Origin of the sequence: Phenylobacterium sp., assembly GCF_046291545.1 — a bacterium.
Classification (GTDB): Bacteria; Pseudomonadota; Alphaproteobacteria; order Caulobacterales; family Caulobacteraceae; genus Phenylobacterium.
In genome coordinates, this window is record NZ_JBKBSM010000001.1 from 1,036,278 (window position 1) to 1,058,312 (window position 22,035).

General features: G+C 69.1%; 20 protein-coding genes. 12 read left to right on the plus strand and 8 right to left on the minus strand.

The window, feature by feature from the left end:
* Positions 1–64: 64 nt before the first annotated feature.
* Positions 65–1,105: a hypothetical protein gene (locus tag ACK4YQ_RS05140; RefSeq protein ID WP_409608941.1), complete on the minus strand. Its 1,041-nt coding sequence runs from the start codon at positions 1,103–1,105 to the stop codon at positions 65–67.
* A 156-nt stretch (positions 1,106–1,261) separates the two neighbouring features.
* Between ACK4YQ_RS05140 and ACK4YQ_RS05145 the strand changes: the two genes are divergently transcribed.
* From ACK4YQ_RS05145 to ACK4YQ_RS05165, 5 genes are all read left to right on the plus strand, one after another.
* Positions 1,262–2,368: an Sb-PDE family phosphodiesterase gene (locus tag ACK4YQ_RS05145; protein ID WP_409608943.1), complete on the plus strand. Its 1,107-nt coding sequence runs from the start codon at positions 1,262–1,264 to the stop codon at positions 2,366–2,368.
* Between the two features lie 83 nt (positions 2,369–2,451).
* The gene (locus ACK4YQ_RS05150) at positions 2,452–3,321 is read left to right on the plus strand and encodes a phytanoyl-CoA dioxygenase family protein (RefSeq protein WP_409608945.1); all 870 of its coding nucleotides are present in this window, start codon (positions 2,452–2,454) and stop codon (positions 3,319–3,321) included.
* Positions 3,318–3,689 carry a limonene-1,2-epoxide hydrolase family protein gene (locus ACK4YQ_RS05155; protein WP_409608947.1) on the plus strand — a complete coding sequence of 124 codons (372 nt, stop codon included), beginning with the start codon at positions 3,318–3,320 and terminating at the stop codon, positions 3,687–3,689. Before ACK4YQ_RS05150 ends, ACK4YQ_RS05155 begins: the two co-directional genes overlap by 4 nt.
* 72 nt (positions 3,690–3,761) lie before the next feature.
* Positions 3,762–4,151 carry a hypothetical protein gene (locus ACK4YQ_RS05160; protein WP_409608949.1) on the plus strand — a complete coding sequence of 130 codons (390 nt, stop codon included), beginning with the start codon at positions 3,762–3,764 and terminating at the stop codon, positions 4,149–4,151.
* A gap of 39 nt (positions 4,152–4,190) precedes the next feature.
* A complete protein-coding gene (locus tag ACK4YQ_RS05165) occupies positions 4,191–4,607 on the plus strand; it encodes a response regulator transcription factor (RefSeq protein WP_409608951.1) in 417 nt (138 codons plus the stop codon).
* Here the strand turns inward: ACK4YQ_RS05165 and ACK4YQ_RS05170 are convergent.
* Positions 4,604–6,589 carry an ATP-binding protein gene (locus ACK4YQ_RS05170; RefSeq protein WP_409608953.1) on the minus strand — a complete coding sequence of 662 codons (1,986 nt, stop codon included), beginning with the start codon at positions 6,587–6,589 and terminating at the stop codon, positions 4,604–4,606. The two genes, ACK4YQ_RS05165 and ACK4YQ_RS05170, sit on opposite strands and share 4 nt — an antisense overlap.
* Positions 6,590–6,781: 192 nt before the next feature.
* Here ACK4YQ_RS05170 and ACK4YQ_RS05175 point away from each other — a divergent pair, with 192 nt between their 5' ends.
* From ACK4YQ_RS05175 to ACK4YQ_RS05190, 4 genes are all read left to right on the plus strand, one after another.
* Entirely contained in the window at positions 6,782–8,548 is a 1,767-nt protein-coding gene (locus ACK4YQ_RS05175; protein WP_409608955.1) for a hypothetical protein, read from the plus strand.
* Positions 8,549–8,654: 106 nt separating this feature from the next.
* Positions 8,655–10,154 (plus strand): NAD(P)/FAD-dependent oxidoreductase, encoded by a 1,500-nt coding sequence (locus ACK4YQ_RS05180; protein ID WP_409608957.1) that lies wholly within the window; start codon positions 8,655–8,657, stop codon positions 10,152–10,154.
* Between the two features lie 98 nt (positions 10,155–10,252).
* Positions 10,253–10,639 (plus strand): nuclear transport factor 2 family protein, encoded by a 387-nt coding sequence (locus tag ACK4YQ_RS05185; RefSeq protein ID WP_409608959.1) that lies wholly within the window; start codon positions 10,253–10,255, stop codon positions 10,637–10,639.
* A gap of 134 nt (positions 10,640–10,773) precedes the next feature.
* Positions 10,774–11,436 (plus strand): class I SAM-dependent methyltransferase, encoded by a 663-nt coding sequence (locus tag ACK4YQ_RS05190; protein ID WP_409608961.1) that lies wholly within the window; start codon positions 10,774–10,776, stop codon positions 11,434–11,436.
* 29 nt (positions 11,437–11,465) lie between these two features.
* Here ACK4YQ_RS05190 and ACK4YQ_RS05195 read toward each other — a convergent pair whose 3' ends face one another.
* Positions 11,466–12,395, minus strand: coding sequence for a phytanoyl-CoA dioxygenase family protein (locus tag ACK4YQ_RS05195; protein WP_409608963.1), 930 nt, complete (start codon positions 12,393–12,395; stop codon positions 11,466–11,468).
* 197 nt (positions 12,396–12,592) lie between these two features.
* Between ACK4YQ_RS05195 and ACK4YQ_RS05200 the strand changes: the two genes are divergently transcribed.
* Both ACK4YQ_RS05200 and ACK4YQ_RS05205 read left to right on the plus strand, forming a co-directional pair.
* Complete coding sequence (locus tag ACK4YQ_RS05200) at positions 12,593–14,299, plus strand: hypothetical protein (RefSeq protein WP_409608965.1); 1,707 nt, start codon at positions 12,593–12,595, stop codon at positions 14,297–14,299.
* 35 nt (positions 14,300–14,334) lie between these two features.
* Positions 14,335–15,219 carry a hypothetical protein gene (locus ACK4YQ_RS05205; RefSeq protein ID WP_409608967.1) on the plus strand — a complete coding sequence of 295 codons (885 nt, stop codon included), beginning with the start codon at positions 14,335–14,337 and terminating at the stop codon, positions 15,217–15,219.
* Here the strand turns inward: ACK4YQ_RS05205 and ACK4YQ_RS05210 are convergent.
* The 4 genes from ACK4YQ_RS05210 to ACK4YQ_RS05225 are packed head-to-tail and all read right to left on the minus strand — an operon-like array spanning position 15,216 to position 19,183.
* The gene (locus tag ACK4YQ_RS05210) at positions 15,216–16,145 is read right to left on the minus strand and encodes a GNAT family N-acetyltransferase (protein WP_409608969.1); all 930 of its coding nucleotides are present in this window, start codon (positions 16,143–16,145) and stop codon (positions 15,216–15,218) included. The genes ACK4YQ_RS05205 and ACK4YQ_RS05210 overlap by 4 nt on opposite strands.
* 2 nt (positions 16,146–16,147) lie before the next feature.
* Complete coding sequence (locus ACK4YQ_RS05215) at positions 16,148–16,822, minus strand: acetyltransferase (RefSeq protein ID WP_409608971.1); 675 nt, start codon at positions 16,820–16,822, stop codon at positions 16,148–16,150.
* A gap of 1 nt (position 16,823) precedes the next feature.
* Complete coding sequence (locus tag ACK4YQ_RS05220; protein WP_409608973.1) at positions 16,824–17,606, minus strand: hypothetical protein; 783 nt, start codon at positions 17,604–17,606, stop codon at positions 16,824–16,826.
* Positions 17,603–19,183, minus strand: coding sequence for a DegT/DnrJ/EryC1/StrS family aminotransferase (locus ACK4YQ_RS05225; protein WP_409608975.1), 1,581 nt, complete (start codon positions 19,181–19,183; stop codon positions 17,603–17,605). Before ACK4YQ_RS05225 ends, ACK4YQ_RS05220 begins: the two co-directional genes overlap by 4 nt.
* Positions 19,184–19,371: 188 nt before the next feature.
* On the opposite strand from ACK4YQ_RS05225, the gene ACK4YQ_RS05230 reads away from it, so the two are divergent.
* Complete coding sequence (locus ACK4YQ_RS05230) at positions 19,372–20,610, plus strand: pyridoxal phosphate-dependent decarboxylase family protein (RefSeq protein WP_409608977.1); 1,239 nt, start codon at positions 19,372–19,374, stop codon at positions 20,608–20,610.
* Between the two features lie 2 nt (positions 20,611–20,612).
* Here ACK4YQ_RS05230 and ACK4YQ_RS05235 read toward each other — a convergent pair whose 3' ends face one another.
* Positions 20,613–21,992: a M20/M25/M40 family metallo-hydrolase gene (locus ACK4YQ_RS05235; protein ID WP_409608979.1), complete on the minus strand. Its 1,380-nt coding sequence runs from the start codon at positions 21,990–21,992 to the stop codon at positions 20,613–20,615.
* Positions 21,993–22,035 lie beyond the last annotated feature (43 nt).

Below are 22,035 nucleotides of genomic sequence, written 5' to 3' on the forward strand. Positions count from 1 at the left end.
AGCGCCGCCAGCCTACTGCGCCCGCCGCCGGCGCGGCACTCCGCGGAACTACGGAGGGCGCCGTTCAGGTCGTCCCCAGCGCCCGTTTCACCGCTTTCGCCGCCGGCTTTGGCGGACCGACCCGCCAGCCGCGCGTCTTGTCGCGCACGACGGTGTAGAGGCCCATGTGCGCCTCGAAATCGCTCCAGTAGGGCTCGTCCAGCAGCTCGTAGACGTGGGCGGCCTCGATCCGGTAGGCGGTGCGCATGCGCCGATAGTAGGCGATGCGGGCGGCGAGCTGGCGCGCGTTCTCGGCGCGGCTGGCGAAGTTGCCGCCGCCGGCGTTGAACTCGGTGATCCAGATGGGCCGCCCGTAGGAGGCGAGCTTGGCGAGGTAGCTCTCGCGGACGCCCTCGTAGTCGTGCCAGACGGTGATGTCCCAGGCCAGGCCGTCCTGCGCCATCCGCTCCACCGCGCCCAGATGGCCCCAGCCGGCGGTGCCCATGGCGCGCAGGGCCTTGGGGTCGCCCTCTGCCACCCCCTTGGACAGGCCGTCCAGCGCCGCGCTGACCTGCGCCCAGCGAGCGCCCACGTACTCGAGCGGGCCGACCCCGCCGGCCGGTCCCCATTCGCAAGGGTACTTCGTGCCGTCGTCGCGGATCTCGCAGGGCTGGATGATGGCGAAGTTCTCCATCTCGTTGCCGAGCTCCCAGACCGGCACGCGCCCGCGGAAGTGGCGCGCCATGGTCCGCCCCAGCTCGAACGCGCGCTCCCGCACCTGGGGGAGGGGCGAGTCCGTCCAGCCATCGACCTCCAGGATCGGCAGGATGGCGATCCCGCGCGCCTCGGCCAGCGGCAGGATGTGGTCGAGCTCGGCCACGCCCGCCCCGTTCACCCGGTAGCTCGTCATGCCCAGGTCGCGGGTAAGGTCCAGCTGCTGCTCCAGCGGAATGCCCGGATAGGCGGTGAACGGATGGCCGTTGACGCCCCAGACAAGGTCGCCGCGCGCCGCGCCGGTCAGCGGCGCCGAAAGGGCGGCGGCCAGGGCTCCGCCGAGCACGCTGCGCCTCGAGGACCCCACGCGGGCGGGCCAGACCGTGGATGCAGTCTCGGGTGCGGAGTCCATGCCGGTCCTTCGGATGGCGCAAGCGGTCGATCATGCCGCCGCAGCGCGAAGGCGGCCACCGATTTCGAGAGCGGCTGTCCACGCCGTCTTCGCAGGCACGCCACAAAAGCGTGATCCGGGCGGGGCAAAGTCGCGCCTGGAATCAGGGAGGGCGGCATGAAGATTCTGGTGAAGGTTCTGGCGGCGTGGGCGCTGATCGGGGGCGTGGCCCACGCAGGCGACGCCGAAACGCGCAGGATGACGTTCCCCAATGCGGCCAGCGGCGCGCTGGTGCTGCCGGTGGACCTGCATACCCACAGCGTCTTCTCCGACGGTCACGTGTGGCCCAGCGTGCGGGTCTGGGAGGCCGAGCGCGACGGGCTGGCGGCCTATGCGGTGACCGAGCACATCGAGTACCAGCCGCACAGGGCCGACATCCCCCACCCGGACCGCAACCGGTCCTACGAGCTCTCCAAGTCTCTGGCCAAGCCCGACCTGCTCGTGATCCCGGGCGCCGAGGTCACCCGCAGCATGCCTCCGGGCCACGTCAACGCGGTCTTCATCGCCGACGCCAACAAGCTGCTCGTCGATGACGCCGAAGCCTCGCTGAAGGAGGCCAACGACCAGGGCGCCTTCGTCTTCTGGAACCACCCGTATTGGCATGCGCAACGACCCAGCGGCGTGGCCGAGCTCACCGACATGCACCGCGACCTGATCGCCAAGAAGCTCCTGCACGGCATCGAGGTCGCCAATGGTCCCGACCTGTCCGAAGAGGCCCTGACCATCGCCCTGCAGAACAACCTGACCATCCTCGGCACCTCCGACGTGCACGAGCTGGTGGACTGGGACTACGACGTACCCGGCGGCGGGCACCGCACCGTGACCCTTGTCCTCGCGCAGGAGAAGTCGCTGCCGGCGATCAAGGCCGCCTTGCAGGCCGGCCGCACCGTGGCCTGGTACAAGAGCTTCCTCATCGGCCGTGAAGCCCACGTCGCCGACGTGGTGCGCGGAGCGCTGACGATGACCGTGGCCGATCCGCTGGCGAACACGGCCGTCACGCCGGTGACCCTGGCCAACAGCTCCCCTGCCGATCTTGTGCTGCGCAACGTGTCCAACGCCAGCTTCTACGACGGCGCGGACATCGTCACCGTTCCGGCCCGGGGCCAGATCACCCTGCTGTTGAAGGCGACGCCGAAGCCGGCCGAGGCCAGGCTGCGCTTCGAGGCGCTCAACACCTGGATCGCTCCGCGCAGGCACCTCGCCTTCGACATTGCGCCGCGTTAGCCGGACGAGGCGGCGGCGGCGCTTGCGCCGTCTCCGCCCAGGCCGCACCATCGCCGCAATGACAATGTGGGGAGGATGCGGCCATGAAGGCATCCGTCGATGGCTTCGACCTTGAAGCCCACGCCGCGCGCCTGGACGTCGACGGCTTCACGGTGATCGAGGACTTCATGGGCGCCGCCGACCTGGCCGAGGCGCGGCGCGCCCTGGCGCCCTACCTGGGCAGCCACACCGGGCGCAACGCCTTCGAGGGCTTCGCCACCGAGCGCGTCTACACCCTGGTGGCGCGCGGCGCGGTGTTCGAACGGCTCGCCGAGGAGCCGCGGGTGATGGCCCTGCTGGACCGTGTGCTGCAGCCCGGCTTCCTGCTCACCGCCAGTCAGGCGATCAGCATCCGCCCCGGCGAGGCGGCCCAGGCCCTGCACTACGACGACGGCTTCTATCGCCAGCCGCGGCCCCGCCCGGCGATCAGCTACACCCTGATCGCCGCGGTCGACGCCTTCACCGACCGCAACGGCGCCACCGACATCATCCCGGGCAGCCACCGCTGGAGCGACGCCGACATCGAGGCCCTGATGGCCGAGCCGGAACGGCTGACGGCCATGATGCGGCCCATGGTCATGCCGGCAGGGGCCTGCGCGATCTTTGCAGGGACCCTGCTTCACCGGGGCGGCGCCAACCGCTCGGACAGGCCGCGCCTGGCTTTCACCAACCAGTATTGCGAACCGTGGGCGCGCACGCAGGAGAACTTCTACCTGGCGATCCCGGCGTCCATGGTCCGCGCCATGTCGCCCCGCCTCAAGCAGCTCCTGGGCTATGAAATCTGGCCGCCGTTCATGGGCCAGGTCACCGCATCCCATCCGCTGAAGGCGCTGGAGCCCGGCTTCCGGCCGCCCGTCGTCGTCCAGCGGGAGGAGACCATCGCCGATCGCGCCGGGGAGGGCGCAAACGCATGACGGACAACGAAAAGACCATCGCCGACTTCATCGCCGCCTGGTCGCGGCTAGACGTCGACGAGCTGGTGGGCTTCTTCGCCCCTGACGGGGTCTATCACAACATGCCGACCCAGCCGGTCGCCGGCCACGCCGCCTTGCGCGCTTTCATCGGCGCCTTCGTCAAGGACTGGACCTCCACCACCTGGGATGTGCTGACGCTCGTCTCCCGCGGCGATGTGGTGGTCGCCGAGCGGCTCGACCGCACCCGCGTGGGCGACAAGCCGGTGGACCTGCCCTGCTGCGGCGTCTTCCAGATGGAGAACGGCAAGATCAAGGTCTGGCGCGACTATTTCGACATGGGGACCTACGTGTCGGCCCTGCGCGCCTGAGCCGGTTCGCCCGCGTTCATCGCCTGTTAGCGCCGTTCGAACACTGTTCGAGCTGACAACGGGAGGTGGGTCGTGGGGGTGCATAAACTGGCTGAGCCGCCGCTCGAGACGAGCCTGGCGACCATGCTCGACGTGCTGGCGTGGGAGATCGAACTGGCGGGCGCGCGCTGCGTCTCGCTCGATGCGATCGTGGGCGAACTGATGCCGGCCCTGCCGCCGGCGCAGCGCCAGCGCCTCACCGAGGGCATGCACGTGGTGGACCTCCTGGCCCAGCACCTGACGTGCCTGTCGGCCTTCGCCCGCCGCCTCAGCGAGGATGCGCCCGCCGCGGCCACGGTTCCGGTCACCGACGCTCTTGCCGGCATCACCCTGGGCGCCCTTGCGGATCGAATGGCCAGCGCTTTCGGCCGCGAGGAGACCGCCGAGGAGCCGGTTGAAGCCGGCGATCCGGACTTCTTCTGAGCCGGTGCGCAGTCGGCGGCTGAAGATGGGAGCGTGGCGATGAACTACGGCGCCCGGCAGGCGACGGTCATGATCGCCGAGCACGACCGTGCGGTGCTGGAGCTCATCCAGATCCGCCTGTCGGTTGCCGGCTACGGCACGTGCATGGCCCGCACCGGCGTCCTGGCCATGCAGAGCCTCGAGGGCCTGCGACCGGACGCCTTGGTGATCGACCGCGACCTGCCCGAACTCAACGGCTTCGAGGTGCTCGAGACCTTGCGCGGCCACGGCGTGCGGCCGACCTACCCGATCCTGTTCCTGATGAAGGCGCCTTCGCGCGAGGACATCCAGCGGGCTGTCGGCCTCGGCGCGCGCGACGTCATGACCAAGCCGTTCAGCGGCGCGGAAATCGTCGAGCGGGTGGAACGGATGCTGCGCGCGCCCGCGCCCCCGCCGCGCAGGGCTGCGGCCGGTTAGGCGTCAGCGGCTTCGGCCAGCACGCCCTGCAGGGCGGCCATGATGCTGCGCACCTCCACCGGCTTGGGAACGCAGTCGTCCATGCCGGCGGACAGGTAGCTCTCGGTCTCGTGCGTCAGAACGCTGGCGGTCACCGCGATGATCGGGGTCCGCGGGCGCCCAAGCTCGTGCTCGCGCTCGCGAATGCGCAGGGTGGCCGTCACCCCGTCCATCTCGGGCATGTGGATGTCCATCAATATGGCGTCCCAACTGCCGGACTCCCAGGCCGCGAGGGCGGCCCGGCCGTCAGTGACGCAGTGCGACTCCACCCCGAACTGGTTCAGGAGCGCGGTCAGCACCATCCGGTTGGTGGCGTTGTCGTCGACCACCAGCACCCGCAGAGCCTCTCCGCCCCCGCCGTCCTCGGCCTGCGTCTCCGCGGGTGCGGCCGGCGCCTGGGCGGAGGGCAGGGGGACCTCGAAGGCGAAGCGCGAGCCCTCGCCCTCGCGGCTCGTGAACGCGATGGTGCCGCCGAGGAGGCCGATGATCTCCTTGGAGATGGCCAATCCCAGGCCGGCGCCGCCGTAGCGGCGCGTCGCCGAGCCGTCCACCTGCACAAAGCGTTCGAACAGGCGCTCCTGCTGGTCTGCGGGGATGCCGAGGCCGGTGTCGCTGACGGCGAACACGAGCCGCTCGCCCACCCGCACCAGGCTCACCCGCACCTCCCCCTTGGCGGTGAACTTCAGGGCGTTGGAGATCAGGTTCGAGGCCACCTGGCGCAGGCGTACGGCGTCGCCCAGGAACCAGCCGCGGGCGTCCGGGCAGACGTCCATTGTGAATTCCAGCCCCTTTTCGGCGGCCAGCGGCCGATAGAGCGCCGCCAGGTTGTCGGCGAACTTGCCAAGATCGAAGGGGGCCGGGCGGATCTCCAGCCGGCCGGCCTCGATCTTGGAGATGTCCAGTATGTCGTTGATCACGCCCAGCAGGGCCCGGCCGGACTCCTCGATCGTCTCCAGGCGCTCGCGCTGCTGGGGCTCGAGGCCCCCCGCGGCCATGATGTGCGCCATGCCCAGAATGCCGTTCAGCGGCGTGCGCAGTTCGTGGGTCATCGTCGCCAGGAACTCGGACTTGGCGCGGCTCGCCGCACGCGCCTGGTCGGCCAGCGTCAGGGACTCGCGCCGCCTCACCTCGGCTTCAGCCTCCAGGGCGGCCTTGGCCACTGCGGCGTCGCGGAAGGTGGCTATGGCCGCAGCCATGAGGCCGATCTCGTCCTGTCGCCTGACGGCCGGCACCTTCACCGCGTTGTCGCCCGAGGCCAGGCGGCGCATCACCTGGGTCAGGGCGACGATCGGGGAGGCCATGCTCGTCCACAGCACGACGCCGACGGCGCAGGCCACCGCGGCGGTCAGCGACACGCCGATGGCCCAGGCCAGCTTGATGTTGCGGGCCGCCCTGGCCTTGATCGCGGCCTGTCGGGCGACATCGGCGCGGGCGGAGGCTTCGATGACGCCCAGCGAGGCCTCGGCGCGCCCCATCAGCGTGTCGGCCGGTCTGGCGTGGCCGATCATCGCCGCCGCCTCGGCTCCTTTCGCCGGGTCGGCCGCCAGGGCCGCGACCCGGTCCGCCGCGCCGAGCCGCCAGTCCTCGAAGGTGGACCTCAGCCTGGCGATGTTGGCGAGCGTCTGCGGCTCTTCCGCGCTCAGCCGCTCCAGTTCGGCCACGCGGGCGAAGAAGGTGGGCCGGTGCAGGTGGGTGATCCGGTCCAGGTAGTAGGCGTCTTTGGAGATCAGGTAGCCCCGCAGCGAATTCTCCTGCCGCGCCAGGGCGAACCGGGCGTCCTCCAGGGCGTGCAGCGCCCGAGTCGAGCGGGTCATCTCCGCGTCCGCCCGCTCCAGGGCCGAGAAGTTGACGAACAGCACCGCGCCCACGCCGAGGATGGAGGCCAGCACGGCCCCCAGTCCGACCGAGATCTTCAGCGGCGCCTTGAGGTTCTGAAAACGCACTCGATTCAACCAGTTCGGCATGGGCCATGCCTCCTGCGCGTCAAGCCGCACGCTGCGGGCATTTGGGTTGAGCGAGCGTTAACTTCCGCCGGCTTTGGGCAGGCGCGCTACCCGATGTGAGCAGCCCGCGGGCCGCACGCTTTCTTAAGCGCCCGCCCGTAAGCCCGATCGGGGAGCGCGAGGGCTTTACGCATGGATGTCGGCGGTTTCTTCCGCGGTCGGGCGGGACTTTGGCGCACGGCGGCGATCGCCTGGCTGGTCATCGGCCTGTTCCTGCTCGCAAGGGCCCAGGTCTGGAATGGCCTGCACGATCTCGACACCGATGACGCCATGCGCCTGGTGCAGGTGCGCGATTGGCTGGCGGGGCAGGACTGGTTCGACGTCGACCAGCACCGTGGTTGGCCGGCCCCGGGTTTCTCCATCCATTGGTCGCGCATTCCCGACCTGGCGCTCGGCGGTCTGATCGCCCTCTTCGGGCTGGTCCTGCCTGCGCCTGCGGCGGAGACGGCCGCTCTGGTCCTCTGGCCCCTGATCCAGCTCTTCCCGGCGCTGGCCGCCGTCGGCTTCGTCGCGCGTCGTCTTGCAGGCGCGCCGGCGATGGCTCCGGCCATGCTGCTGTTCGGCCTCCTCGGCCCGGCGCTCTGGCAGTTTCCCCCCGGCCGGATCGACCACCACGCCCTGCAGCTGCTGGGCGCCCTCGTCATGCTCGCCGGGGTTATGGGCCTGCGCCGCGGGGCGTGGATGGGCGTCCTCGCGGGCCTCGGCGGCGCGCTTTCCCTCGCCGTGGGACTGGAGGCGCTGGTCTTCTGGCTCGTGCTCTGCGGCGCCGCAGGGCTGATCCTGGCGCGGGACGGCGCGCGGGTGCGTGACGCGGTGCTCGGGTTAGGCCTGACCGTCGCCCTGGCCACTCCGCTTATGGCGTTCGCCTTCAATCCCACCCGCTACGTCGCGTCGGCCGTCTGCGATCAGGTCGCCTGGCCCGTCCTGGCCCTGGCGGTCGTCGGCGGCCTCGGACTGGCCCTCGCTGCGGGCGTCGGTGGGCGCCTGGCGTCCCCGCTCGCACGCCTGGCGCTGTCGGCCGCAGCCGGCGTCGCCGGCGTCGCCGCCTTCGCCTGGGCGGGGCCCGCCTGCCTGCAGGGGCCCTTCGCCGCGGTCGACCCTCGGCTGGGTCCCATCTGGCTCGACCATGTGCAGGAGGCCCGCACCCTTCCCGGACTGCTCGGCCGGTTCGATCCGTTCGGAATGGCCTCGGCCGTGCTCCTGCTGATCGGGCTCTGCGCCATGACCTGGGTCGCCTGGCGTCGACCGGCCCGCAGATGGCCGCTCGCAATCCTTGGTCTTCTGTGGCTGGCGTCCATCGCCATGCTGTTCGTCCAGATGCGCGGCATCGTCTACTCGGTCGCCTTCGCCAGCCCATTGATTGCGGCTGCGATGGTCGGCGCGGCCCGGGACGCCGGGGTTTCGCGCCGCGACTGGGGGGCGGTGATGCTGGTCGGGCTGATCCTGGCCGTCGGGCTGCCCCTGGGCGGCCGCGCCCTGGGCAAGGCCCTGGCGCCGAAGGCGCAGGGCGCCGCCCTGACCTCGTCGAAAAGCTGCTTCGACCCCGGCGCCTACGCCGGGCTCGGCGATCTGCCTCCGGGCCTGGTCGCCGCGCCGATAGATTCGGGACCGTTCATCCTGATGGCCTCGCCCCATCAGGTCATGAGCGCGCCCTACCACCGCAATCCCGAGGGCATCGTCGCCGTCCACGAGATGCTCAAGGCGCCGCCGGCCGAGGCCCGCGTCCTGGCCCGCAACCTGGGGGTCGACTACGTCGTCGTGTGCCGCTCCGGGGAGGTCCTGCGTCTGATGCGTCTGGCGCCCGCCGGCCTTGCGGCGCGGCTCGAGGCCGGCGAGGTCCCGGACTGGCTCGCGCCGGCGGCGGGCGAGGGCGAGGTCCGCGCCTGGCGGGTCCGCTGAGACGGGCGCAATCTAGGCGCGAGATTAATTCGGATTCACTACGTTCGGCCGCAAGGCCTTAACTATGGGTCGCCCATGGTGCCCGCGATCCAAGCGGGAGCGGGGCATGAGCCAACACATCGAAACCCTCGTCATCGGGGCGGGCCCGGCGGGCCTCACCACGGCCTACACCCTGGCCAAGGAGGGCCGCGGCGTGATCGTGCTGGAGCAGGACCCCCGCTACGTCGGCGGCATCAGCCGCACCGTGGACTACAAGGGCTTCCTGTTCGACATCGGCGGCCACCGCTTCTTCTCCAAGTCGAAGGAGATCGTGGATCTCTGGAACGAGATCCTGCCCGACGACTTCATCGAGCGGCCGCGCCTGTCGCGCATCTACTACCGCAACAAGTTCTACGCCTATCCGCTCAAGGCGTTCGAAGCCCTGGCGAACCTCGGGGTCTTCACCAGCTCCTTGTGCATGGCGTCCTTCGCCTGGGCCAAGGCCTTCCCGGTCAAGGCGCCGAAGACCTTCCACCAGTGGGTCCGCAACCAGTTCGGCGAGAAGCTGTTCTCGATCTTCTTCAAGACCTACACCGAGAAGGTGTGGGGGATGGGCTGCGACGAGATCTCCGCCGACTGGGCCGCCCAGCGCATCAAGGGCCTGGACCTGGGCTCGGCGATCGTGGACGGCCTGAAGCGTTCTCTCGGCCTGAACCGAAAGGGCGGCGGCGCGGCCGCCAAGACGCTGATCGAGTCCTTCCGCTACCCGCGGCGTGGCCCCGGCATGATGTGGGACGCCTGCGCCGCCAAGGTTAAGGCCCTGGGCGGCGAGGTTCGGATGGGTCGGCGGGTCTCGGCCCTGGCCTTCGACGCCGCGACCAAGGTCTGGACCGTCACCGCCGTCGACGAGCACGGCCGCGAGGAGGTGTTCACCGCCGACAACGTGGTGTCCTCGGCGCCGATCCGGGAACTGATGGCCGCCATCACGCCGACGCCCATCAGCCTCTTCCACGCCCGCGACCTGAAGTACCGCGACTTCCTGACCGTGGTGCTGATCGGCAAGCCGCAGAAGGAGCTGCCGGACAACTGGGTCTACATCCACGATCCGAGCGTCAAGGTCGGGCGGGTGCAGAACTTCCGCTCCTGGTCGCCGGAAATGATCCCCGACGGCGTCTCCACGTGCCTGGGCCTGGAGTACTTCTGCTTCGAAGGCGACGGCCTGTGGGCCTCCGACGACGCCGACCTGATCGACCTGGCCAAGGCCGAGATCGGCAAGATCGGCCTGATGGACCCGGCCGACGTCTACGACGCCGCCGTGGTGCGCCAGCCCAAGGCCTACCCGGTCTACGACGACGCCTATGCGCACAACGTCGACATGATCCGCCTGGACCTGTCGCTGTCGTTCCCCGGCCTGCACCTGGTCGGCCGCAACGGGATGCACAAGTACAACAACCAGGACCACGCCATGATGACGGGCCTGCTGACGGCCCTGAACATCGCCGCGGGCGAGACGCTCTACGACGTGTGGGAAGTCAACGAGGACGCCGAGTACGGCGAGGCCGGGGTGTCGGGGGCGCAGGAAGCCCTGTCCAGCCAGCGCCTGGTCCCGCGCAAGGTCGCCGCCTGAGCCGGGCCGTCGGAGCGGATTGACTTCCGCGACGCCGCCGGTCCCCACTGCGGGCGAGGCGCGGCCGACCCGGCCGCGCCGGCGTGCGGGAGGACGACATGACGCAAGGCGCGATCGCTGGCTGGCACGAGTTCGTTCGTACGCGGGACCCGGCCGTCCTGCATGAGCTGCTGGCCGAAGACGCCGTCTTCGAGTCTCCGGTGGTGCATACCCCTCAGGCGGGTCGGCCGATCGTCGAGAAATATCTCCTGGCGGCCATGACCGTGCTGGGCGGCGACAGCTTCCGGTATCTCGGCGAATGGACGGCGGAGAATTCGGCGGTGCTGGAGTTCGCCTGCGAGATCGAGGGGATCGCCGTCAATGGCGTGGACATGATCGCCTGGAACGAGGCGGGCAAGATCACACGCTTCAAGGTGATGGTCCGGCCGCTGAAGGCCATCAACCTCCTGCACCAGATGATGGGCGCGCGCCTTTCGGCGGCCTAAGACCCGGCTTCGACTCACGTTTCTGGCGCCTGCGGGAAACTGAATCGTAGCGACTCTGCGCGATCCTGGCGGCCACAGAATGTGAGCTTGGACGCCGAAATGCTGTCTGAACGCCCGCCGCCCGGACGCGGCGCATGAGCGCCCTGATGGGGTCGCGCCCGGCCGACTATCGGGCGATCCAGCGTCACTACGAGGAGACGCTGGCAATGTTCGGACCCAACGTCCACGGCGTGGACTGGCCGAACCTGGAGGATCTGGAAACCCGCTTCCGCATCATGGCGAGCGGCGTTCCGGCGACCGACGAGCCTGTCCGCCTGCTCGACGTCGGGTGCGGCGTGGGCCTGTTCCTCGACTATCTGCTGGAGAACGTCGTTCCCGGGACCTGGACCTACACCGGTCTCGACATCTCCAGGGCGATGGTCGACAACGCGCGCGGCCGGCACCCGCACGCGCGCTTTCTATGCCGCGACTTGATCGCCTCGCCTGACCTGGGCGAGATGTTCGACTTCGCCATTCTCAACGGCGTCTTCACGGTCAAGCGCGATCTGCCGCAGGTGGAGATGGAGGCCTTCGTCAAGGCGCTGCTGACGGCGGTCTGGCCGCATTGCCGGCTGGGCGTGGCCTTCAACGTGATGAGCGTCCACCTGGACTATCCGCGGGACGACCTGTTCCACTGGCCAATGGACGAGGCTGTCGCCTTCGCCACCCGGGCGCTCAGCCGCGAGGTGCGCGTGCGCGCGGACTACGGACTCTACGAATACACGACCTTCGTCTACCGCGAGCCGAACCTGGCCTGACGACCTGCCTTGACCGGCGGCCTCGCGCCTCAGGCCTTGTTGACCGTGTTGGCCTTGATCACCGCGCGGCCGTCCGCGGCGAGGTCGAAGCGCGTCTCGTTCAGCGCCAGCGGGCCGCGAAGCGTCGCGTTGACCTCGTCGATCCCCGCGCGGCCCGAGCCCTGGGCCAGCAGATAGCGCAGCGAAATGCGCTCGTGGTCGGCCGCGTCCGGCTGGGTGCCGTGCAGGGTGCAGGCGTGCCACATGGCCGCGTAGCCGGCGTCGCCGGTCAGGATGAGCTGGCGCGCGGTCATCTCGCCGCCGCGGCGGTCGCGGTAGGTCCAGGCGTCGGGCCCGGCGCGGCTCAGGTCGTGGGGGAACAGCGTCCCGCCCAGCGCATGGGTGCCGGTCAGCAGGAACAGCGGCGCGTCCAGCCGCGTGACCGGGTGCAGATAAATGTAGAGCGTCAGGAAGTCGGCCGGCCGGTCCTTGTAGTCGATCAGGTCCTGGTGGAAGTCGATGCCGTAGAAATAGGTGATGTCGCGATACTCGGGCCTGACATAGGCGCCGAGGTTGTTCACCGGATTGCCGAGGATGCGTTCGCGCAGCCATTCCGGCACCGAGCTCTGGGGCACGCCGCAGACGATCTTCTTGTTGAGGATCTCATAGTCCGCGCCCAGCAGCGCCGAGACCGCCTCGACGATGTGCGGCGCCTGCTCGACGAAGCCGAGCTGGTCCTCGAACCGCTCCAGCAGGTTGCGGCCGGGCCTGGGATTGACGCCGGTGTACTGCGGATCGGCGTCGAACTCGGCCTCCGACAGGAACAGGCGATGGTCGAAGTTCCGCGTGGCGCGGATGTCGGCCAGGAGGGCGGCGGCCGCCTGCGGATCGACGCGCTGGTCGAACACGTGCGCGCCGTCGTGGACGAGGTTCTCGACGGCGGGATGCGCAGGATCGGAGGCTTTCAAGGCGAGGCTCATCCGTCATCTCCAGGCAAGGGCGCTCGTCGCCCACGGTCTGTCTTCCGGCGAGGGTCGCAAAACATGGTTAACGGACGATGAGGGCGGCCGCGCTCTCAGAAAGCCCCGTCGTCGCGCCCCTCGCGCGTGCTTGCCGAAGGAAACGTGGTTAACCGGGTCTTAGTATCGCGGGCCTAGCCTCCCTGCTCGGAGGCGCCATGGATTCCGCAACCCTCACGAAAAACCTGCTCGACGCGCGAAGACTTGTGCTCGGCGGCGACGCCGCCGCCGCGGTTCTCCTTTTGCAGCGAATGGCCGCTGGAGCGCCAGCGGAGGCCGAGTGCCGCTATTGGCTGGCGTCGGCGAGCCTGGCCCTGGGCGATGCAGACGCCGCGACGGCGCACCTCAACGATGCGCGCATTCTTCAGGCCATTCCGCTCATCAGGGGTATGCGGGCCGATCTCGCCAGATGCCGCGCCGAGCCCGACTTCGCCGCGCGCATCGCCCAGGCGCTTTACGGGCAGGGTTTCGTCGCACTCTCCTCGGTCGTCTGGACCATGGCGCTGCAGGCGGAGAAGCCAGCGGCGCAGACCCTGTTGAGCTTCGCCCTCTCGCTTCAGCATCAGGGGCGGATCGACGAGGCGGTTCAGGTCTTCCGCGCCGCCGATGAGATGTTCGACAGCGCCTCGGTCGCGCAATTCCTGTTGTTTCCCTTGCTGTTCTGCGAGGATGGCGGCGAGGGCTACGCGCGCGAGGCCATGGCCTGGGCCCGCAGGTTCGCCCCGGGTGAGCAGGGGCGGAACGTTCAGCAGTTTCCGCCTCGTCGCGGCAAGCTGCGCATCGGCTATGTCGCGCCACGCTTCGCCGGCTCGCAACTGAACCAGTTCATCGCGCCGCTCCTGAACAACCACGATCCAGACGCCGTGGCGGTCACGCTCTATCCAGAAAGCGCCGAAGAGATCGGCAATTGGCCCGAATGGATCGATGTCCATCCGATCGGCGGGTTGAGCGCTCACGCTGCGGCGGAGCGCGTTCGGCAGGACGGGATCGACGTGCTCGCCGACTGCTGGGGCCATACGGCGGGGTCGCGCCTGGACGTCTTCGCCCTGAAGCCCGCTCCGGTGCAGGTCGCCTGGCTGAACTTCGTTCAGACCACCGGCCTGCCGCAGATGGACTACGTCCTGCACGCCTCGTCAGCGATCGGCCTCAGCGATCCCGCCCTCTTCACGGAGGAGGTGTGCGATATCGGCCCGGTGTTCACCGCGTTCGAGCCCTCGCCGAATCGCCTTGCGCCGGTCGACACGCCGGCTCTGGCCAATGGCTACGTCACCTTCGGATCGTTCAATCACCCGGCGAAGCTCGGCGCGTCCGTCGTGGAGACCTGGTCCAAGGTCCTGCAAGGCGCGCCAGGTTCGCGGCTGCTCCTGAAGTACCGCTACTTCGTCGATCCGGTGCTGCAGCGGACCACCCAGGCGCGGTTCGCGGCGCATGGTGTCGCGCCGGAACGGATCGTCTTCGAGGGGCACTCCTCCGGCGACGCCTATCATCGAGCCTTCGGAGCCGTAGACTTGGCGCTTGATACCTGGCCGGCGCCAGGCTCCACCACAAGTCTGGAGGCCCTCTCCAACGGCCTTCCGGTGCTTGCGCTGAGTGAGGGCTGCCTGACCGGCGCCTACGCGGCGAGCTTCGCGCGCGCCTCTGGCCTTCCAGAACTCGCGGCTCCGGACGCGACCGCGTTCGTCGAGAAGGCGATCGAGCTCACGCGGGACCCCATCGTCCTGAACGCCTTGCGGAGCCGCGTGCGCCCTGCCTTCGAGCACGGTCCGGTTTGCGACGGCGTTGGCTTTACGCGCAGGATTGAGCGGCGGTTCGCCGAACTTGTTGAGCAACGACGGTCCTCGTCCGTCGCGGCTGGCGCGGCTTGACCGAGCGGCGCCAAGCTTGGCGCAGGCTGGGGTGCGTGCTCCAGGCTCAAGGCGGGCCGCTGGCGTTCAGTCACGCCATGCTGCCGACGCCCATGCTGGTCGACGGCGTCGTTCGCGTGCTCTTCGCCTCGTGCGACTATGAAATGCGCGGCCGAATCTTCGCGGCCGAGTTCGCACCCAAGCCGCCGTTCGACCTGCTGAACGTGTCGGCCGAGCCGGTCCTCGATGTGGGCGCCCCCGGGGCGTTCGATTGCGATGGCGTGAATCCCTCACAGCTTCTCCGTGTCGACGGAGAGGTAGTGCTTCTCTACATCGGATGGCGAAGGGGGTCGGTTGAGACGCCCTACACGCTGTTCGCCGGGATGGCGCGCTCGCGAGATGGAGGACGAACCTTCACGAAGGACGATGCGCCATTGCTTCCGCCGCTTCCAGGCGAGCGCTTCTTCCGGACAGCTCCCTTCATCACGCCGCGGCATGGCGGATACGAGATGCTCTACATTGGCGGCGAGTCGTTCTTTGATGGGCCTCTAGGCAAGCGGTTGCCGAAATACAGCCTCCGGAAGCTCCATTCGACGCATGCGGATTCCTGGAGCGGTCCCGGTGACATCGTCCTAGAGCCCGACGTCGCCGCTGGCGAGATCGGCTTCGGGAGGCCAGTGATCACTGGGAAGAACCAGGATCGCCTCATGGTCTCAATCCGCACCTGCGAGGGGTATGAGTTGGTGGAGGGCCCTGCGCCGGGGATTCCTGGCTCCCGTCCGCCCCTCAACCCTGTGTTTCAGCCGCCATTCGAATCCTGGGAGGCGCAGATGCGCTGCTTTGGCGCGCCATGCGTCATGGGAGACTACGAGTTGCTCTTCTACAACGGAGACGGCTTCGGGCGAAGCGGCGTGGGCTTGGCTTGGCGCCACCGAGACTAGAGCTCCACCCGATAGAAGTCGTGAACCACCGCGCTGGCGCCGAACTCCTCCTTCTGGCGCACGAGGCCTTCGTTCAGGCTGCGCCCCTGATCGGTGTTCGAGATGCCGAAGTCGAAGAAGCGCCGGCTTGCCGAATAGAACTCGATCAGGTGGAAGAACAAGCCGTCCAGGGCCCCATGCTCCCGGCCACGGTCGCTGGCGGCGATATACTGCGCATGCGCGACCGTCGGGGTGCAGAACATGACGACGCCCGCTGCGACCTCGCCCTCGATCAGCGCCACGTGAAGGGCGATTTCCTCCGGAAACCGTTCGGCGAGAAGGCGGATCTCCGCCTCGCTGTGCACCGGCCTTGCGCCGTGGCGGTCGCCGAGCACCGACTCCAGCAGCGCCCAATAGGCTGCAAAGTCCGTTGAGCGCTCGTACGTCGCCCCCGCCTTCTCCGCCGTCCGCGCGCCGCGCCTTCGGCGCCGCGAAGCCGGTCCCGGCGCGCGGTAGTCGATGGCGACGCTCACATCGCGACGGATGAGCTGCGCCTCCCGGCGGAACAGCCAGTAGAGATCCTCCTGCGCCGGACGTGACGGATAGATCCAGGGCGTCGCCTTGTAGACGAGGCTCGACGCGCCGTCGGATCGCAGCCTCCGGGCGAAGGCGTCGAGCACCTCGAGCGCGCGGGTTGCGCCGAGGTCCTCGTGGATCAACCCGCCGAAGGTCAGGCCCTGGTGGGACCAGACCGCGTCGCCGTCACGATTTGCGGGCAGGAGCGCGATCGGGCGGCCGTCGTCCAGCGCCATCAGGGAGGCGTCGCTGAAGCGGTCGGCGTGGTAGTCCATGAAGCCGCGATCGAACAGGAAGTGACCGTTGCCGGCGGCGCGGTTCAGGGCGTTCCAGGCCTGGCGGTCTTCGCCGGTGTAGGCGCGAACTTCCAAGGCTAGTCCGAGACCCGGCAGTACCGCTTGGCCGATATCTTCCGCCGCTCCGCGGGGTGACCCTGGTAGACGCCGTCGGCTTCGGTGGAGGCGGTGACCACCGCGCCCATGCCGATGAAGTTGTCTTCAGCGACCGCGACATGCGGCGCGAAAGAGGCGTTGACGCCAACGAAGCTGCGCGCGCCGATGCGGCAGAAACCGGAAACCACCACGTGTGAGGCCATGAACACGTCGTCCTCGACCACCGTGCGGTGGCCGATGTGGTTGCCGCTCCACAGCGTGACGTTGTCGCCGATCCGCGTGAACGGCTGCAGGACGTTGTTCTCCAGGATGAAGCAGTTCTCGCCGATCTCGACGTTTCGCCAGACGAAGGCGGCGCTGCTCACATAGCTTGCGAGCGCATAGCCCTGGCCCTTCACCTCGTCCAGAAGCCGGCGCCTGAGCCGGTTGAGCTGGCCGTCTCCGACGGCCACGAAGGCGTCATAGGCGCCCGGCGGGTGGCTTCGCACGAGTTCTTCGAGCGGAACCACGGGAACACCGCCGAGCTCCGTCTCCTTGATGTAGGTGCGTCCGATGGCGAAGGCGGCCACTTCGCGCTCGCTGTCGTAGGCGAAATATTGATGCGCCATCTCGGCGATTTCGCTGTTGCCGATGATGACCAGGGGCTTGTCCGCCATTTCAGGGCCTCATGATCAGGAGATCGTCGCGGCGGTTGGCCATGGGAAGGCCCGGGTCCTGCGGCAGGAGATAGGCGTCGCAACCGGCGGCCTGCGCGCGCTGGACCAAGGCAGTAAGGACCGCGTCGTCGATCTTGCCCGGAACGGTCTCGTTGAACTTCACCTCGTAGGGCTCGGAGCTTCCGGTGAAGTCGGCGTGAAAGCGGCGTCCGGTCTCGCTGGCGAAGAAACGTCGGCGCTTTGAGTGGTTGGGGATGTCGCCGATGAGGGCGCGGCCCCCGGGCGCGAGCAGATCGACGACGGCGTCGATGAAGTCGAACAGGTTGCTGTCGACGTAGATGTAGTGGAGGACGCTGTAGCAGAGCAGGACGTCCACGCCGTTCGCCGCCGCGGCGGCGACCTGCGCGGCGTTGGCCGGGAACAGCCCCGGACATGCGATCACGCCATCGCCCTGCGGCAACAAGTCCAGCATTTCGGGGCTGTCCACGAGCACGAGCCTGTGGCCCCGCTCGCCGCAGAGTTCGGTCAGCATCCGCGGCAGCCCCGCGCAGCCCGGGCCGATGTCCACGACCGTCTTGTCGCGCCCGTCCGAGAGCGCCGGCAGCTTCGCAAGGATGTCGGCGAAGATCGCCGCCTCGTAGCCAGCTCGATAGCTGTCCGGGAACCCGATCTTCTCGTTCAGGCTGAGATGGGGATTCTGCGCCAGTTCGCGAAAGCCGGCGAAATCCAGTTCGACCGTGGCGAGGTCGACCGATCTCGAATCCCGCAGTCCGCGCTGGCTCATGAGGCGAAGAACTCCCGGACGCGACGGATCACCAGGTCGATCTCCGCCGCGGTGTGCGTCGGGTCGAGCGGCAGGCTGAGCCCGGCCGAGGCGATGTGCTCGGCGTTCGGGAAGTCGCCGCAACGCCAGCGGCCAGCGTAACAGGCCTGCAGATGCACGGGTATGGGATAGTGAATGTTCGTGCCGACGCCGTGTTCGGCAAGCCAGGCTTGCAGCGCGTCGCGCCTTCCCGGAGCGCGGACGGGGAAGACATGCCATACGGGCTCCGCCCAGGGCCGCACGGCGGGAAGTTCCAGGCCCGCGAGATCCGACAGTCCGGCGAAGTACCGCAGCGCATGTTCCCCTCGCCTCGAGTTCCAGCGGTCAAGCCGGGGCAGCTTCACGCCCAGGACTGCGGCCTGGATCGGATCGAGACGCGAATTCCGGCCGCTCAGGGCGTGGTGATACTTCTCGGTGGCGCCGTAGTTGCCGAGCTTACGGACCAGGCTGATCAGCTCGCCGTCCTGGCTCGTCAGGGCGCCGCCGTCGCCCAACGCCCCGAGATTCTTTGTCGGATAGAAGCTGAAGGCTGCGGCGTCTCCGAGCGCCCCGCAGCGGTCGCCCTTGTAGCGGGCGCCATGCGCCTGGCAGGCGTCTTCCAGAATGCGGATGTCCCTCCCGGCGATCACCGCCTTGAGATGATCCATGTCGGCGGGGTGGCCGTAGAGGTGCACCGGAATCACGGCCCGCGTCCGCGCGGTGATCGCTCCGGCGACCGCATCGGCGCTGATCAGGCCGGTGTCGGCCTCCACGTCGACCAGGACGGGCGTCGCGCCCACCTCGTCGACGGCCAGGCTCGTGGCGATGAAGGTGTGGGCCGGGACGATGACCTCGTCGCCGGGTCCGATGTTCCAGGCGCGGAGAGCCATTGCGAGGGCGTCGAGCCCGTTGCCGAGGCCCACCGCGTTGGCGGCGCCGCAATAGTCGGCGAAGGCGGCTTCGAAGGCGGCGACTTCGGCGCCGCCGATCAACTGACCGGACTGTACGACGCGGCGGATGGCCAGCTCGACGTCGGGCCCCACCTCGTCATTGTAGCGGCGCAAGTCCAGATAGGGCGTGGCGAGCGGCGCGTCGGCGCCCGCCTCCCACCGTTCGAACGCGTCATAGTCGCGGATGTAGTCGGCTTCGTCGTACTCGGCCGAGGCCAGGACGATGACCACCGAATCTTCGGAAAAGTCGCTCAGGTCGCGCCAACACCCCGCGTCGACGATCGCGGCCTCGGGCCGGGCGCCGAGTCGCCGCTCGATCGCGCGACCGTTCTTGACCACGCGCAGCGTGACGCTGCCCCGCAGGCAGAGGAAGCATTGTCGAAGGGCCCTGTGGCCATGGCCGCCTCGTCCTTCACCGGTCGGCACCTCCTTGATGTAGTAGGCCCGATGGACGGGAAAGCCGATGTGCTTGGAGACTTCGGCGACTCCGAGGACCCCGTTCGGCATCGGGATCGTCTGCAGGTTTAGAACGCGGAGGAAGTCGTCCTCAGCGCCCGTCGCGGAGGCGACGACGTCACGCCGCTCCACCCGACCATGCGCCTGGGCCATTTGAGCAAGTCTCCACGATCAGCCTCGACAAAGGCAGGCTAGGAGAATCGGCGTTCGAAAATCGTTAACCCTGTCTGGCGGCCGCCGGACCGCGCATCGCGCAACCGCTGTGGCCAACCGCCGCATTCCCGGGCCATCATGCCGCCAAGCATCCGGGCCGCCGAACGGCCCGCCAGGAGGAACGCCCGATGACCCACGCCCTGCCGCAGCAAGGAACCCCCTGGCCGGACCTCTCCGCGCGGATGGACGCCATGTCCGCCCATGACGTGAAATGGCGCGACGGGCGGGCCGCGGTCTATGTCTTCAACGCCGGGCCCGACGTCGAGGAGGTGCAGAAGAAGGCCTACCTGCGCTTCATGTCGGAGAACGGCCTGGGTCCGGCCGCCTTCCCCAGCCTCAAGCAGATGGAAGCCGAAGTGGTCGGCTATGGCCTGTCGCTGCTGCACGGGCCGGACGGTGCGGTCGGGCACATGACCTCCGGCGGCACCGACTCCATCCAGATGGCGGTCAAGGCCGCGCGGGACTACACCCGCAAGGCCCGCGGCGTTAAAGGCCGGCTCAACATCGTCCTGCCCCGTTCGGCCCATCCCGCCTTCGACAAGGCAGCCGCGGTCATGGAGATCGAGGTTCGGCGCGTCCCGCTGAAGGGCTGGCTCGCCGATCCCCAGGCCATGATCGCGGCCTGCGACGCCTCGACCGTCATGATGGTCGGCTCGGCGCCCTGCTTTCCGTTCGGCCTGATCGATCCCATCGCCGAGCTCGGCGAGGTCGCGGCGGCCAAGGGCGTGTGGCTGCATGTCGACGCCTGCGTGGGCGGCTACATGGCCCCGTTCGTGCGGATGAACGGGGCCGACATCGCGCCGTTCGACTTTGAAGTCCCCGGGGTCTGGTCGATGTCGGCGGACCTGCACAAGTACGGCTACTGCGCCAAGGGCGCTTCGACGGTCTTCTTCCGCGCCGAAGCCCTGCGCGACCACATGGTCTTCGATCTCGACGTCTGGCCGGCCGGTCGGATGGTCACGCCGACGCTGGCGGGCACCCGCCCGGGCGGGGCGATCGCCTCGGCCTGGGCGGTGATGAACTTCCTGGGGGTGGAGGGCTACCGCGCGCGGCACGCCCTGGCGGTGGGCGCCCGCGAGACGATCGAAGACGGCGTCAAGGCCCTCGGCTTTTCCGTGGTCGGCGCCCCGCAGCTCGGCCTCATCGCCTTCACCCGCGACGACGTGAACTGCCACGCCATCGCGCGCGCCATGTACGAGAAGGGCTGGGTGACGAGCGCCATCACCGAGCCCAAGGGCCTGCACCTGATGCTCTCGCCGATCCACGCCGGCGTCACGGCCGCCTATCTGGCCGACCTGGAGGCCGCGCTCGCGGCGGTGAAGGCCAGGGCCGGCGCGCCGGTCGCCGAGGTGCGCTACGGCGGCTGACGCTATTTCGCGGCGGGCGGCGGCGGGGAGACGAACGAACCCGCGTCTCCCGGGAAGACCACCGGGCTCTCGTAGCCGTGGGCGGAGACCGCCGAGACGCCGAAGAACCAGTCGTCGATGACCACACCCTTCAGCACGGTCTCCGCCGCGTCCGCGCCCTCGACCCAGCGGCTGTAGCGCCACTGCGGTTCGGTGGTGGAGCGCCACCAGACGCGATAGCCCGCCGCGCCCTTCGCCGGCGTCCACTTCACCGTGGTGTCGGCGCTGACCGCGCCGGAGATCGCCACGCCCTCGGGCGGCGCCGGGGCGCTGGCCAGGGACGCAAGGGTTACGGCGTTCAGCCGCGTCACCTGCGCGAGGTAGGGAAAATCGACCCCGGAGATCACGTCGCCGTAGGCCACCCCGCTCTCGGTGCGCAGGTCCTGGTGCTGGCGGATGTAGTTCTCGACCGCTTCGGTCACCCGCACCGCGGGGAAGCCCGCCTCCAGCATGCGCACCTGGTCGCCGCCACGGCCGAAACGGTCGGTGCGATAGACCATCACCACGTCCAGGTTGGTGAGATAGGCGTCGGCCAGCCGGTCCATGTAGCGGGCGAGATTGCGCGAGGGGCTGTCCACCTCGCCGCCGTTGTAGCGCCGGCGGTTGGCCTGGGCCTGGGTCTCGACGGCCTTGGTGCCCTCGGAGAAGACCCGCACGTGGGTGTTGTCGCGCACCCCGCCGATCCCTTCGGTGTTACCGACGATGTCGTTGTTCAGGTTGGCCTCGACCCGCCAACCCTTTTCGCGCGCGTAGTCGGCCAGCACCTTTCCGCCCAGCAGCCCCTGTTCCTCGCCCGACAGGGCTGCATAGACGATGGTGGCCCTGAACCTGTGCTTGGACAAAACCCGGGCGGCCTCCATCCCCGCCGCCACGCCCGAGGCGTCGTCATTGGCCCCAGGGGCGTCGCTCGTCGCGTCCATCACGTCGCTGACGCGGCTGTCCAGGTGGCCCGAGATCACGATCACCCGGTCGGGCTCCTCGGTCCCGCGCTGGATCGCCAGCACGTCCATGACCTCGGTCGGCGTCGGCACGCGCTCGCCGCTCATCACCTGTGAGGGCGTGGCGATCTCCAGGCAGCCGCCGCAGTCCTTCGAAATGGCGGTGAACTCAGCCGCCACCCAGCGGCGGGCGGCGCCGATGCCACGGGTCGGGGACCTTGTGTCCGAAAGGGTGTGCCGCGTGCCGAAGCCCACCAGGCGCTCGATGGTCGCGCGCTGGCGCTCGGCGCTCACGGCCGCGGCGATCTCGCGCAGGAGGGCCTGGTCGCCTGGCGGGGGTGGAGCGGCCCTAGCCGCCGGCGCGATGCAGAGCGCCGCGGCGGCGCAGGCGAAGACAGCTTTCATGGGGCGGCGCTCCGAAATTCCCGAGGGCCTACTCAAGCGTCGA